Here is a 13,695-nt window from a genome sequence, read left to right as displayed (position 1 = left end):
TTAAAAACAGAACTATAAATATAAAATGAACCATAGCAATATGTTGATATCAACAAAAATGATTCATGGTAATTAACATCTGACCGATGAAAAACAATAAATAAAAACAGATGAAAACATTTATAAAAAACTCACGAAATAAATTAATCTTAGCAGCCTCATTAGCCGTGGTTTTTAGCTTTAATTCATGTCAAGATTACCTCGATGTAGATCCTAAAGATAAATTAAACGAAGACCAAGTTTATAATGATATTTTCGATGCTGATGCTGCCGTAATTGGTATTTACGGTAAGTTTATGGGGCTTGCCGAAAAATACGTTGTACTTAACGAGTTGCGTGCCGATTTAGCGAGTACTACAAACAATGCCGATTTGTATTTGCAAGAATTAAACGAGCACGACGTGTCTATGGGGAATCCTTATGCGAATCCTCGCGATTTTTACGAGGTTATAAATCTTTGTAATGATGCGCTTAAAAACTTTCAGTCTATGTCAGACGATAACCGTTTAGACACCACTGAGTTTAACGAACGCTATTCCGATATCGGAAACATCCGTAGTTGGTTGTATTTGCAATTAGGTATTCATTATGGCGAAATTCCATATATCACCGAGCCAGTTGATAATGTAAATGATATTAAAAATGATACTAATACAATTACATTCGTTCAGTTATTAGATGAATTGGTTGCATTTACTGAAGATTTACCCTTTACAAATCCTTATAACCCAAACAGTACTTTAGTTATTGATGTTGATGGGTATAATACTGCGAAATTCTTTATTAATAAAGAGTGTTTATTAGGCGATTTAAATTTATGGAAGGGTAATTATGTTGAAGCTGCATCACATTATAAAAATGTAATGGAAACATCTACTTCAAGTAGTAGCCAAAGTGCATTATACGATATTTATCGTGTAAAATATGCCGATGTAGCTAATAATAACGACTTAGCTGTAGGTTATTTACGTTACCGCGAGCAAGATGCAAGATCGTTGGTTAATAATAATACCCAAGGATGGCGATCTATGTTTGCAAGAGAAAAAGATGTGCTTTGGAATACAGAATGGATTTGGTCTTTGCCTTTCGATAGTAATTTTGCACCTGCAAATCCGTTTATCGATTTATTTTCAAATCGAGCTGGAAGTTATTTAATAAAACCATCGGAATATGCGATGGAACTATGGAAAGGCGAAACACAGCGTAATGGTTTTTCTTATGATGCAAGAGGTGAAAAATTCACGTATAATATGATTAATAACGAACCTGTTATCATGAAATATTTGTATAAATTTTTGGATCCTACAAGTCAAATTCCAATTAGTGATTTCGAAAGAAACGGCGATTGGTTTTTGTACCGTGCTGGACAATTGCACTTAAGGTATGCTGAAGCTGCTAACCGCGATAGCCAACACAAATTGGCCGACGCTATCTTGAACTTCGGTATTCAGTCAGCCTATACTGTCGATGGTCAGGTTGATGTAACCGATATTGAACAAACACATTTACCATTTCCATATGATTTTGATGCACGTCAAGGCGATTTTCCTTACTTTAGAGGTGATTGGCATAGAAATGGTGGAATTCGTGGTCGTGCCTATGTTGAACGTGCCGAAGTATTTGGTGACAGTTTAATTTCTATTGAAAATAACATTATTAAGGAAGCTGGTTTAGAGTTGGCCTACGAAGGAAGCCGTTGGGCAGATTTACTTCGTGTAGCTTTACGTCGAAACGATCCTGCTTTTTTAGCTGATAAAATTTATAATAAATTAGAAAGCGAAGGAAACCCAAGAGCAGCAGAAGTACGCAGTAAGCTTATGGATGCAAATAATTGGTATTTACCTTTCGTTTGGAAAGAAGAATAAATAAGAGACGAGTAGTTTTAAGTAATTACTCCCATTAGTTTATATTTTGCTGGGGTTAGATTTTTATCTAACCCTTTTTTTTGAGTGTTTTACACCTCCCTTATTCCCTCCTTGTTAGGAGGGAAACTGTTGTGTTTATTAAAATTTTGCATAAAATTATTAAGAGTGTGAGTGTTCCCTCTAAAAAGAGGGGATTCAGGGGTGTGTTCTCAATAAGTAATTCGCATCTAACCCTATAAAATATCTTTTAAAAGATCATAATATTGCTTAGTAATATGCAATCCATTATGTCCAGCATCAGTGATGTAATACAGTTTTGTTTGTTCGGGTTGGATTGCTTTTAGTTTTTCGGCATTGGTTTTGGGGTTAACCAAAAAGTCTCGTGTTCCGCAGAAAATTGTAATAGGGCAAGATACCGATTTTAGAAACTCGTAGGAAGGGATGTCATATTTCATAATAAACTTAGGGATAGGTGGTGCGATTTCGTCGGCAATTAAGGTTTTCCATGAGTAGTAAGGTGCACCTAAAATTAGTTGTTTAGGGGTGTTTTTTGATGCTACATAAGACGCTAAACCCGAACCTAAGGAAAACCCAAATACAATAATATTTTGTTCGTTGTAATCTTGTTTAACAAAATTATAAACCTTTTGCGCATCGCTTAAAAGTTGGTCGCTATTATTGTATTCGCCATCACTTTTTCCGTAACCTCGATAATCAACAAACAGGACATCGTAATTATTTTCAAGATACAAATGTGCGCGAGTACCCCATTCGTGAATGGCTCCGGCATTGCCATGGAAATATAAAATTATGCCTTTAGAATGTTCTGCCTTAAATTTTACAGCGTTTAAATTTATGTTTGGTTCAACGGGAATAATAAGTTCTTCGAAAGGTTCGTTAAAGCTGAATTTATAATTTTTGTCTAAAATTTTAGGGTTGAAAAAGAAGCGTTCTTGTTTAAAAAATAAAAAGACTAGCGATACTAAGTAAAGACTAATTAATACAATTATAAGACGTTTAAAGAATCTGAATATTTTATAGAAGTTTATGGTCAACGGATTTCTTTTTAAAAATTTCAAATAAAAATACGCTAAAAACTACAATATACTCTAAAGCGATAACCCATAAATTTTCTGATTTATCCATAGAATTAGTATTTAAATACGCCAAGTAACTTAAAATAATAATATAACTCCAAACCAACGGAAACTTGTAATTGGTGAAAACGGATAGTATTAAAAGTGTTGAAATGTACCAAGGATGTACCGTTGTTGCTGTAAAAAAGTAAAACGATAGTACGAATAACATAGCAGAAATAAGCTGTGGTAATGTGCGGTTTTTTCTGAAAAAGGAAATGGCAATAATAAAAAGGATAACAATAATTTGTGAAAGTTTTCCAATTATGGCAATTTCGTTATGTCCTCGAAAGCTATATCCAATGGCTCTAGCGATGTAATAAAGACTAGCATTGAACTCGAAATTGTTAAACCATAAAGTCGTTGTTGTAGTATAGTTACTTATTAAATTAGAATTGTAAAAAGGAAGAAAAAGAAGCAACGTAACACCAATTACAATGATGTAAAATAATACTAGTTTTAAAAGTTTTGAGCTAAGTGATTTTAAGTTGAAATGCTTTACGTTGTTGCGATTTTTTTTAGTTATAAACCACTGAAAAAATAATGGGAGCAACATTAAAGGGAAAAGCTTTATTGAAATTGAACAAGCAAAAGTTAAGGCAGCAAGCATCGATTTTTTTTGCTGTAATAAGTACAAACTCCAAACAAGGAAAAAAATCATGACACCTTCGAAATGTAAATTTCCAGTAAGCTCAATTATTATAAACGGATTTAAAATATACCAATAGATTTTATGCTCAGGAAGGTTTAAGTCTTTTAGTAGTTTTTTTCCAAAATATAGGGTGCCAAAATCGGCTAGAATGATAATAACACGAAGTACAATTACAGAGCCTAAAATGTTGTGGTTTGAAATTAATGCTGCTAAAAAAAAACAGAGCTGATTTAGTGGTGGGTAATTGCTAAAATGGCTCGCATTTAATTGTCCCATACCTTGGCGTAGTATTTCGGCTTGAGGAATGGGAAATATATCGTTTTCTAAAAACGTTTGTACGCTATACAAATATGGATTATAACCTGCAAAAATAAGGCGTCCGTCCCAAATAAAGCGATAAAAATCTTGTGATAGGTTTGGGATGGCCAGTATAAAAAAGGCACGAAAACAAAATGCAAAAGCGGTTAAGGCTTTGGTGTTTTGTTTAAAGATGTTTACTATTTTATAAAACAGGTAAAATAATGCCGAGTAAAGCGTGACTAGTTTTATATAATCGGTGCGGACTAAGTTGTAGGCAAAAGACCAATAAAACAGCATGGAAGCAAGCACTAACAATAACGGAATTTTATAAGTTGTTATAAAGTTTTTGTTTAGTAACATACTTTAAATTTTGTTGTGAGCTCCGTTAGCGATTGCAACGGTTAGCTTTTGGCGAGGCGCGCATCGAGCCAAAACTATGAGTGTAAAGCGCGACCCTTTAGGGAAACGCCAAAAAAAATCAACAAGTTAGTTGTATTTTGATTTTAAATTTGCACTATACTTTTGATGCTAACGATTTGAAAAACACATAACCAAAGCCAACAAAAAGCATTAAATGGAATGGAAATAACCCAAAATCGCCACCTTGATTGCCTACTATAAACGCGCTATACATACCAAAACCAAAATAGAGCATAAGTAAACCTTCGAACACGACGTTTACGGAAAGGTTCTTTTTCATGTATTTGTTGGTTTTCCAGTTGTCTTTAAACTTGCTTAAATTGAATTTTGGCGTGCGTACAAATTCGCTTTTTTTACCAAAATGTCCTTCGAGAACGGCAATGGAATTGTGTAATGAAAAGCCCATAGCTATTGAGAAAAACACGAAAAACATGCCAATGTATTTAAAGAAGTTTTTAAAGCCAGAGCCGTAAATGTTTTTATACATGTGCCAGTAGCATATAAAAAATATTATGGTACTAAGCACAAAGAAACTCATAATGTAAAAATATGGTTTTAAGTGGGCATATTCGTTTTTAATGTATAGCATTGGGATGCTTAAAACCCCAACAATTAATACGTTTAAAAACATGGTACTGTTTAAAAGGTGAAGCAAACCGTGTATTTTGGTTTTTGCCGAAATGTTTGGAGATTTTAAGACGCGTCCAAGCATTTTTCGAAAGTTTTCGGCGCCACCTTTATTCCAACGGAATTGTTGCGAACGTGCTGCACTAATTACTACTGGTAATTCTGCAGGTGTTTCAACATCTTCTAGGTATTTAAATTTCCAGTTTTTAAGTTGTGCACGGTAGCTTAAGTCGAGGTCTTCGGTTAGGGTGTCGCCTTCCCAGTTTCCAGCATCGATAATGCATTGTTTGCGCCAAACGCCTGCAGTACCGTTAAAGTTTATAAAATGACCTTTACTATTACGGCCAACTTGCTCGAGTGTAAAATGCGCGTCGAGTGCAAATGCTTGTATTTTTGTAAGAATGGAGTAATCGCGATTTATGTGTCCCCAACGGGTTTGAACAACGCCAATATTTTCGTTTTTAAAGTATGGTACGGTGCGTAATAACCAGTCTTTATTTGGAAGAAAATCGGAGTCGAAAATAGCAATAAATTCACCTTTAGCAATGGCTAAACCTTCTTTTAACGCACCCGCTTTAAAGCCTTTTCGGTCGGTTCGAGTAATGTGTTTTATGTCTAAGCCAGTGGCTTGTAATTGTTCGATGTGAGCTTTAGTGGTTTCAACGGTTTCGTCGGTAGAGTCGTCTAAAACTTGAATCTCTAATTTGTCTTTTGGATAATCAATTTCAGCAATATTATCGAGCAAGCGCTCCATAACATACATTTCGTTAAAAACAGGAAGCTGTATGGTAATTACGGGAACTTCGTTGGGGTTTGATAAGTTAAATTTTTCACAATTATCTTCGGCCTTTTTAGAAGTTAGATAATTAAATAATAAATTTAACTGTGCTAAGGCATACATGAATATGAGCAGCAGCGAAATAGAATAAATTAAAATAATAACAGATTCAAGAATCATTTTTTAATACTGTATTTAAAAATCCAACCAAGTATTTTTACGCCTGCAAATATAGCACCTTTTATGGTACCTGAAACTTTAGATTGTCCTATTCTGTTTCTGTAATTTACGGGTATTTCGGTATACGATAAGTTTTGTTTTAATGCTTTTAGTTGCATCTCAACTGTCCATCCGTAGGTTTTGTCTTCCATATTTAAAGCTAAAAGTTTGTTGTATTTTATGGCTCTAAATGGTCCTAAGTCGGTAAATTTTGCATTAAAAAATAACGACATAAGATTGGTTGCTAGCCAGTTACCGAAAACTTGTGGAATTGTCATAGCACCTTGTTCTCGAAGTGTTTTTACCCGAGCGCCTATTACAAGGTCTATATTTTGGTTGGTTATTGGTTCTACTATTTTGGTTAATTCTTCAGGGTAATCACTATAATCACCGTCCAAAAATACAATAATATCTGGTTTTTCGATTTTTTTTGCGATATAATGCAATCCTTTTAGGCAAGCATAACCATAACCTTTATTTTTTTCGGTTAAAACGGTAGCTCCTGCTTTTTTTGCATTGTCCTCGGTGGCATCGGTAGAATTATTGCTTACTACAATAATTTCGTCTACCATTTTAGGAATATGCTGTATAACCAGTGCAATGGATGCGGCCTCGTTATAAGCAGGGATAATAACATTAATTTTTGGCATTTGGGTTGTTTTGCAGCGCCAAAAATACAATTTTAGTTTGTATTGTTATTTAATTGTTGTTGGTATTCTTCTTGTTGTGCGGGTACAATGTGTTTATCGAAATACCAAGAGCTCCATTTTTCTAGGGTTAAAAAGATACCAACACCTAAAACTATAATAATTACGGTTACCAAAATCAGGTTTTTTTTCTTGCGTTTAGGATCTATGGAGCATTGATTTTGTTTTTTTCTAAACATATAAATGCCATAAATACCAATAATTACGGCAGCAGCACGAAGTAGCCATGAACCAAGACCAACAGAGCCATCTTCGGCGTAAAAGAAATCGGCAAACGAAATGGCATAAATACCGCCCATTAATCCGAACATGAATAATACCGCGGGAGCTACACAGCATAATATTCCTGCAATACCTGCAGAAGCGGCAAACTTAAAGGCCCATTTAAAAATGTTAGGTTCTTGTGGCGTGCTGTTTTTTGTCATAACTTTTGTTTTTCGCTTTGGTCTTGTAAAACTTAAAAACCTTTCAAGGCAGCGACAATTTAATTTAAATTTAAAATACCATAGTGGTATTTACAGAAAATATAACAGTATATTTCTAGCATGAGAGCTATTTTTGTGTTTTGTCTGCTTATTTTAAGTGTTGGTTGCGCGCAGCCAGCGAAGTTGACCAAAATAAACGGCGTTAGTTTTGTAGCACATCGCGATTCCGTTAATCAAAAGCATATTAAACCGGTTGTAAATTTAAATGCCAATTATGCGGCCATTATGCCATTTGGTTTTATTCGAGATTTAAATCATCCTGAAATAGTGTTTAATACTAACAGGCAATGGTTTGGAGAAACGCGAACAGGTGTAAAACAGTACATATTTCAGTTAAAAAAAGAAGGTATTAAAACCATGGTTAAACCTCAAATTTGGGTTGGTCGTGGTATGTTTACTGGGTTTATTAAGTTGAAAACCGAAGCAGAATGGGCTGTTTTTGAGGCATCTTATACCGATTTTATTTTACAATTTGCTGAAGTAGCCCAAGAAACCAATGCCGAAATATTTTGTATAGGTACCGAATTAGAAGGATTTGTAGATAGCAGACCAGCATTTTGGTTTGGCCTTATTAAAAAGGTTAAAGCCATTTACAAAGGCAAGCTAACTTATGCCGCCAATTGGAATGAATTTAACAGAACACCGTTTTGGGAAGCCCTCGATTTTATAGGTATAGACGCTTATTTTCCAGTAAGCGACAGTAAAACACCAACAGTTGAAGCTTGTTTGCACGGTTGGAAAAAGCATAAAGCCGATATCTTAACCGTTCAGCAAGCAAATAATAAGCCCGTTTTGTTTACCGAATTTGGTTATCGCAGTGTAGATTATTCGGGCAGAAAACCTTGGGTTAGCGATCGAGATATGAATCAAGTAAATTTGCAAGCACAAGTAAATACCACCGAAGCTTTATTTAAAACCTTTTGGGACGAGCCTTGGTTTGCTGGTGGTTTTGTGTGGAAATGGTTTGTTAATCACAATGATGTTGGCGGAGAAAATAATCATCAGTTTACACCACAAAACAAACCTGTAGAAGCACTAATTAAAAACGAATACGCAAAAAAACGACATTATAAATTATGAGAACCTTTGCAATAGGCGATATACATGGCGGCTTAAAAGCCCTGACTCAAGTATTAAATAAATTAGAAATAAAAGATGAAGACACACTTATTTTTATGGGCGATTATGTTGATGGCTGGAGCGAATCGGCTCAAGTTATTGATTTGTTAATTGATTTATCTGAAACTATTAATTGCATATTTATAAAAGGAAACCATGATGTTTGGTGCGAAGACTGGCTTAGAAATAAGGAAGTAAACCCAACATGGTACATTCACGGAGGTAAAGAAACTATGGATAGTTATGAAGGGTATTCGGTGGAACAAAAAAAGATACATTTAGAGTTTTTCGAAAACACGCGAATGTATTATCTTGATGATAAAAATAGATTGTTTCTTCACGCAGGTTTTACTTCGATGCATGGTGTGGAACGGGAAGTAGTTAAAGAAACCTTGTATTACGACCGAACCCTATGGGAAATGGCTTTGACCATGGATAAAACCATCGACAAGGATGCTGTAATTTATCCGAATAGATTAAAGCATTATTCCGAAATTTTTATAGGCCACACGCCAACAACTAATTTTAATGAGTCCGAACCTATGCATGCCGCTAATGTATGGAATGTAGATACTGGCGCCGCTTTTAAAGGGAAAATTACAGGGATAAATATTGATACCAAAGCCTTTGTACAAAGTGATAATTTACCAGGTTTGTATCCTAACGAAAAAGGTAGAAATAAGTAAATGTTAGGCCAAGGCTTTTTTGTAATAACGATGCAATGTTTCGGGCGAGGCGCCTAACCATCGTTTTAAGTAAATGGTTAAAAATATACGTTGAAGCTTAAAAACACCTTGAGTTTCATACAAACGTGCCGATGTTTTTAAGTTTTTTTGAATTACCACAAACGTATTAATGCGGTAAAGCGTTTTTATTAAAATATAATCTTCGTAAATTATAAATGCTTCATTATAACCACCAATGGCATTAAAAAGCGATTTGGTGATAAACTGACTTTGGTCGCCACCTCGACAAGCCATCAAATTAAATTGAGTAAACCAACTAGCTAGTTTTAGCCACCAATGGTCGCTGTTAAATTGCATTTTAAAGCAGCCTGCTTCGTTGCCATTTTCAACTTCATTTAAAATAAAATAATCGAAATGTTTTGGCGGATACGAATCGGCGTGTAAAAAATATAAAATAGAGCCATTGGCGTGTTTTGCACCAAAATTCATTTGTTTGGCACGTCCTTTTGCCGCATGTAAAAGGTTAACTTGGTTTAAGTTTAGATCTTTAATTATGGAAACTGTCGCATCGGTGCTGCCGCCATCAACTACAAAAATTTCAAGATTTTCTGGAGATTTTGCGTTGTTTAATAGATACGCAAGTAATTTGCTAATATGTTCGGCTTCATTTAAAACCGGAATAATAATGCTTATTGTAGGCATATTTACTTTGTTTTTTAAAGTTGAATTCATTCATTTAAACTCCAGTTATACTCTAAATAACTTTTCTTGACATGAGGCGTTATTTGTACTTCAGAATAGGTGTTTAAAAAATCTATTAAATCCGTATTATTCGTTTTAAAATCTTTGGCAAACCATTTAAATATTTTCGAAAGTTTTAATTCGTTAGAAGTTATTTGGTTTTTGGTTGAATCGTTTAAAAATGCGTTTGTAGCTTTAGTTAATTGCGCGTTTAAAGAATCGGCCTTAAACGCTTCATTTAGTAATTTAGGGCAGGAAACCGATGCGCAAACAATGGCAAAATGTATGCGTGGTTCGTTCATTTTACGCAAAATAGTGTGTTCTATTTCGTTTAAATTAATCCATGTTTCACCGAGTTTCCAGTAACGCGCTTCCCAAGGATTTTTAATGTCTTTTATACTTTTTACCGGGTAATGGCGAAGGATTAAATCGATAGTAAAAGCGTTATAAGCATTTATCCAAAAGGCTAATTTTTGATTGGAGTTAAATTCTTGAAAGGCTTCGGCGTTGTACGTAGCTTGTAAACTTTTTATGTAACTTAAAAGTTTAACATAGTCAGTTTTAAAACCTTTGTAATTTACCTTGCCATCGGTTGAAACGTGTCGTTTTAAAAGTGTATCCCATTGGTCGTGTGTGCCTAAAAATCGTTTTTTAAGGATTTGTTTAGGTGTGATAAATGGTGTTGCGTCTTGGGTTGAAGTTTGAACTAGGTTTTTTGGAGTTGCTAGTGCTTCAGTGTTTTTAACAGCATCAATAACGGTTTGCGATACGCTATCTATTGTAGCATGCTTTTTTTGACTGACTTCGGGAACCTTTTTAGTTCCAGTACATGCTAAACACATCAATACAAGATAAATAACTATAAATGGTTTCATTTTTTTAAAGGATACATTTCTTGATGTAAAAAATCCTTCGGAAAATTTTCGTCGCCTTTAAAACCTAATTCAATATCTCTGCCATTATGCGGAATGTAATTGGTTTTAAAAATATAATCCCAAAGGCTTAAGGTTAGTCCGTAATTTACGCCGTGCCTTACATGCTTTGGTAAGTGTTTTACATGATGCCAAATATGCATTTTGGGGTTATTAAAAATGTATTTTAAAAAACCGTAATCCCATCCTAAATTAGCATGATTTAAATGCCCAATGGCGATGTTAAAAAAATGGATAATTGCAACATCTTGAGCATCGAAACCGCCAATAATAGCCAAAGGGATGTAAAGTAGAGATTTATAAACTACCGGTTCCATCCAGTGGTAGCGCAGGTGTGCAGCAAACCCCATTTCCTTAACGCTGTGATGGACTTTATGAAAATTCCATAGCCAAGGTACCCTGTGTAATAGTCTATGGGTGTTCCATTGAACAAAATCAGAAACCAAAAAGAAAATAAGTAAACCAAGCCATGTTGGTAAATCGTCAATATCAAATAATTGAAACTTGTAAAGTGAAAGGTTAAATAAACCTAAAATATCATTAAAAAATTGAGCAACTGTATTCGATAAAGCAATAAGAATGATGAGGTTTAATAGGAAAAAGTTGAAAAACATGTAAAATGTATCAAGCCAAAAATCTTTGCGAAAAACAGACTGGTTTTTCCGCCAAGGAAATGCAATTTCTAATCCCCAAACAACAAGCGATATCACAATTAATCCGTAGAAATAATTATCCCAATGGTTAATGTTTATAAGTTCGTGTTTTAGGTAATTCCAGTATCCAGAATACGATTTTTTTATGATATCTAAATACTTTTCCATGGTTATGCTTTGGTTTTAAAAAGTGATATTACACCAAAAAGAGGTCCTAAAAATAAGATAATAAAAATATAGTTTAGGTTTATGATTTGCGTGAGGTAAGCCATAAATTCAATACTTAAAATAGTAATGCTATAACCTATGCAATTAACTATGGTTAAAGCGGTGCCACGTGTTTCGGGATGCGCATGTTTAGCCGCCATAGTAGAAAGAAGTGGAGAATCCATAATAACCACCATGCCCCAAAATATTAGAAATAAAATGAATATAACTATTGATGATGTTGATAGGAACAAAGGCGAAAATAAACAACATAATCCAGAGAGTGATAAGGCAATAATTGTTGTTTTTTTGACAGTAATTCGTTCTGAAATATAACCACCAATAACACAAGCTATACTTCCCGAAGCAATAATTACAAACGCCCAAAATGGGATATTTAATGTTGTGTTTTGGTGCGTGTTGTAGTAGTTTAAAATTATAGGAACAAAAGCCCAAAAGGTATAAAGTTCCCACATATGGCCAAAATAGCCAAAGGCTGTTTTTCTGAATGTTTTCGATTTAAAAATAGAAATGAAAAGTGATAAATCTATTTTAGAATTCGCCATTCTATAAGGGCCATTTGGTACAAATATTAAAACTAATAAACCTCCAATACCGCTTAAAATTGAGGTGTAAATGATTGCCTGTTTCCAAATAGAAGCCTCAATAGTATGACTTAATAAATGAGGGAATGCGGTGCCAATAACCAAGGCGCCAACTAAAAAACTTAACGATTTCCCTAAGCCTTTTTTAAAATAGTCGGAAGCTATTTTCATGCCAACAGGATAAATGCCTGCAAGTAAAATGCCAACGCCAAACCTTAAGCCCATTAAACTTAGTAAACTGTTTTGTGGTAATAGGATACCCAAATTTAAAAGAGATGCCAACAGCGCGCTAATAAAAAACACTTTTGATGGCGAAAAGCTATCGGCTACATTAAACGCTGCAAATACTAAAGTGCCACAAATAAACCCGAATTGTATTGCAGAGGTTAGTAAGTTTAAAGCATTATTCTGTAGGCTAAAAGTTTCAATTATAGGGTTAATAACCGCATTTGAAGCAAACCACAACGATGTACAGCAAAACTGAGCCAATACAATTATGGTTAAAATGCGCTTATTGTTCATAATGAATTTTTAACAACAACCGCCACCGTCGTAATGATATGTTGATGGGCTAATAAAAATATCGTCGCGATTTAAACTAGCCAATGCAGCGGCTGTTTTGTCGCAAACAGCTAATGGTTGGTTTTTTAATAACACGTGTCCTTTTTTATCATCAAAATAATCAGACTTTCCGTAATAAATGGCCGCTTTCCCGGTGAAAATACAAGGCCCATCATTAGGCATAGGATCTTTTATAGCCGCAACCTCAATCGATTCGATATAAATTAACTCGTTTGTTGGATAATGTTTTGGATCTAAAATACGATATGGTTTTCTCGCTCTAATTTCTATAGTTCCAAAACCAGCATCAGTAAGCGCTTTAACGTATTCTGCAATGGGTAAGCTACCGCTTAAACAAAGGGCTCGAAGTCGTTCGTCGTTTCTAAGGGTTTCGTTCATGGGTTGTTCGCAAGTAGGATCGCTCATTACCAATCGTCCATAAGGTTTTAAAACACGATACATTTCGGCTATGGCTTGTTTTAAATCATCTGCTTTAAAAATATTAAACAAACAATTTTGAGCAGCAACATCAATCGAGTTATCTTCCACAGGTAAGTTCATAGCGTCGCCTTTTTTTAAATCGACAAATTCACTTTTAAACCAAGGATTTTCAGCTTCAGCTTCAATAAAGTTTTTACGAGAAGCTTCCAACATTTCATCGACAACATCAACACCAATAACACCACTTTTTTGCCGGTTAAAATAAGCAAATTGTAAAAGCTCCATACCACCGCCAACACCAACGTAAAGCGTTTTAGGATTGTTTGTTAAATCGCGCGCATGCACCGTAGAACCACAACCGTAGTTCATCTCTTGCATTATTTTCGGGATTTTTAATCCTGGTAATTCCCAAATAGGTTTTGTAGTGCAACATAAACCTACATCGGGTGTTAAGGCAGCTTCTTTATATACGTTTTTTGTGGTGTCTAGGTAACTCATGTTTTGGTTTTTAAATACAGTCTCAGTTTTTTAAGCGATATTGCGAGGCGTGTAATGCATGAT

The 13,695-nt window shown here is 34.6% G+C and carries 13 protein-coding genes; 3 read left to right on the top strand and 10 right to left on the bottom strand.

The annotated features are described in order from the left end of the window. The first annotated feature begins 110 nt into the window (after positions 1-110). Positions 111-1,865: a RagB/SusD family nutrient uptake outer membrane protein gene (locus tag PK35_RS14290; protein WP_044627244.1), complete on the top strand. Its 1,755-nt coding sequence runs from the start codon at positions 111-113 to the stop codon at positions 1,863-1,865. A gap of 233 nt (positions 1,866-2,098) precedes the next feature. Here the strand turns inward: PK35_RS14290 and PK35_RS14285 are convergent, their stop codons facing one another. The 5 genes from PK35_RS14285 to PK35_RS14265 form a co-directional block, all read right to left on the bottom strand. Beyond that, positions 2,099-2,920, bottom strand: coding sequence for an alpha/beta hydrolase (locus tag PK35_RS14285; protein ID WP_052826020.1), 822 nt, complete (start codon positions 2,918-2,920; stop codon positions 2,099-2,101). Further along, a complete protein-coding gene (locus tag PK35_RS14280) occupies positions 2,901-4,313 on the bottom strand; it encodes an MptA/MptB family glycosyltransferase (protein WP_044627243.1) in 1,413 nt (470 codons plus the stop codon). The genes PK35_RS14285 and PK35_RS14280 overlap by 20 nt, the downstream gene beginning before the upstream one ends. 154 nt (positions 4,314-4,467) lie before the next feature. After that, on the bottom strand, positions 4,468-5,958 hold the full coding sequence (locus PK35_RS14275) for a cellulose synthase family protein (protein ID WP_044627242.1): 1,491 nt from the start codon (positions 5,956-5,958) through the stop codon (positions 4,468-4,470). Continuing rightward, positions 5,955-6,647, bottom strand: a complete 693-nt coding sequence (locus PK35_RS14270) for a glycosyltransferase family 2 protein (RefSeq protein WP_044627241.1) — start codon at positions 6,645-6,647, stop codon at positions 5,955-5,957. Before PK35_RS14270 ends, PK35_RS14275 begins: the two co-directional genes overlap by 4 nt. 32 nt (positions 6,648-6,679) lie before the next feature. Then, on the bottom strand, positions 6,680-7,129 hold the full coding sequence (locus PK35_RS14265) for a hypothetical protein (RefSeq protein WP_044627240.1): 450 nt from the start codon (positions 7,127-7,129) through the stop codon (positions 6,680-6,682). 120 nt (positions 7,130-7,249) lie between these two features. Here PK35_RS14265 and PK35_RS14260 point away from each other — a divergent pair, with 120 nt between their 5' ends. Both PK35_RS14260 and PK35_RS14255 read left to right on the top strand, forming a co-directional pair. Next, entirely contained in the window at positions 7,250-8,269 is a 1,020-nt protein-coding gene (locus PK35_RS14260; RefSeq protein WP_044627239.1) for a glycoside hydrolase family 113, read from the top strand. Further along, positions 8,266-8,994, top strand: a complete 729-nt coding sequence (locus PK35_RS14255; RefSeq protein ID WP_202903836.1) for a metallophosphoesterase family protein — start codon at positions 8,266-8,268, stop codon at positions 8,992-8,994. The genes PK35_RS14260 and PK35_RS14255 overlap by 4 nt, the downstream gene beginning before the upstream one ends. A gap of 3 nt (positions 8,995-8,997) precedes the next feature. Here PK35_RS14255 and PK35_RS14250 read toward each other — a convergent pair whose 3' ends face one another. The 5 genes from PK35_RS14250 to arsM are packed head-to-tail and all read right to left on the bottom strand — an operon-like array spanning position 8,998 to position 13,632. Then, a complete protein-coding gene (locus tag PK35_RS14250; protein ID WP_238320925.1) occupies positions 8,998-9,726 on the bottom strand; it encodes a TIGR04283 family arsenosugar biosynthesis glycosyltransferase in 729 nt (242 codons plus the stop codon). After that, a complete protein-coding gene (locus tag PK35_RS14245; protein WP_044627237.1) occupies positions 9,723-10,610 on the bottom strand; it encodes a DUF547 domain-containing protein in 888 nt (295 codons plus the stop codon). Before PK35_RS14245 ends, PK35_RS14250 begins: the two co-directional genes overlap by 4 nt. Continuing rightward, positions 10,607-11,488 carry a sterol desaturase family protein gene (locus PK35_RS14240; protein WP_044627236.1) on the bottom strand — a complete coding sequence of 294 codons (882 nt, stop codon included), beginning with the start codon at positions 11,486-11,488 and terminating at the stop codon, positions 10,607-10,609. Before PK35_RS14240 ends, PK35_RS14245 begins: the two co-directional genes overlap by 4 nt. A 2-nt stretch (positions 11,489-11,490) precedes the next feature. Further along, entirely contained in the window at positions 11,491-12,654 is a 1,164-nt protein-coding gene (locus tag PK35_RS14235; protein WP_044627235.1) for an MFS transporter, read from the bottom strand. 9 nt (positions 12,655-12,663) lie between these two features. After that, positions 12,664-13,632, bottom strand: a complete 969-nt coding sequence (arsM, locus tag PK35_RS14230; RefSeq protein WP_044627234.1) for an arsenosugar biosynthesis arsenite methyltransferase ArsM — start codon at positions 13,630-13,632, stop codon at positions 12,664-12,666. Positions 13,633-13,695: the final 63 nt, after the last annotated feature.

The sequence above is a fragment of the Neotamlana nanhaiensis genome (assembly GCF_000943555.1).
GTDB lineage: Bacteria > Bacteroidota > Bacteroidia > Flavobacteriales > Flavobacteriaceae > Neotamlana > Neotamlana nanhaiensis.
Note: the sequence above shows the minus strand (reverse complement) of the source record. Positions and strands in the feature narration are given on the sequence as shown.

What these genes read in the sequence shown, in the direction of transcription:
- PK35_RS14290 (WP_044627244.1), top strand. Translation starts at nt 111, where the DNA reads ATGAAAACATTTATAAAAAACTCACGAAATAAATTAATCTTAGCAGCC.
- PK35_RS14265 (WP_044627240.1), bottom strand. Translation starts at nt 7,129, where the DNA reads ATGACAAAAAACAGCACGCCACAAGAACCTAACATTTTTAAATGGGCC.
- PK35_RS14270 (WP_044627241.1), bottom strand. Translation starts at nt 6,647, where the DNA reads ATGCCAAAAATTAATGTTATTATCCCTGCTTATAACGAGGCCGCATCC.
- PK35_RS14275 (WP_044627242.1), bottom strand. Translation starts at nt 5,958, where the DNA reads ATGATTCTTGAATCTGTTATTATTTTAATTTATTCTATTTCGCTGCTG.
- PK35_RS14280 (WP_044627243.1), bottom strand. Translation starts at nt 4,313, where the DNA reads ATGTTACTAAACAAAAACTTTATAACAACTTATAAAATTCCGTTATTG.
- PK35_RS14235 (WP_044627235.1), bottom strand. Translation starts at nt 12,654, where the DNA reads ATGAACAATAAGCGCATTTTAACCATAATTGTATTGGCTCAGTTTTGC.
- PK35_RS14260 (WP_044627239.1), top strand. Translation starts at nt 7,250, where the DNA reads ATGAGAGCTATTTTTGTGTTTTGTCTGCTTATTTTAAGTGTTGGTTGC.
- PK35_RS14240 (WP_044627236.1), bottom strand. Translation starts at nt 11,488, where the DNA reads ATGGAAAAGTATTTAGATATCATAAAAAAATCGTATTCTGGATACTGG.
- arsM (WP_044627234.1), bottom strand. Translation starts at nt 13,632, where the DNA reads ATGAGTTACCTAGACACCACAAAAAACGTATATAAAGAAGCTGCCTTA.
- PK35_RS14255 (WP_202903836.1), top strand. Translation starts at nt 8,266, where the DNA reads ATGAGAACCTTTGCAATAGGCGATATACATGGCGGCTTAAAAGCCCTG.
- PK35_RS14245 (WP_044627237.1), bottom strand. Translation starts at nt 10,610, where the DNA reads ATGAAACCATTTATAGTTATTTATCTTGTATTGATGTGTTTAGCATGT.
- PK35_RS14250 (WP_238320925.1), bottom strand. Translation starts at nt 9,726, where the DNA reads ATGAATTCAACTTTAAAAAACAAAGTAAATATGCCTACAATAAGCATT.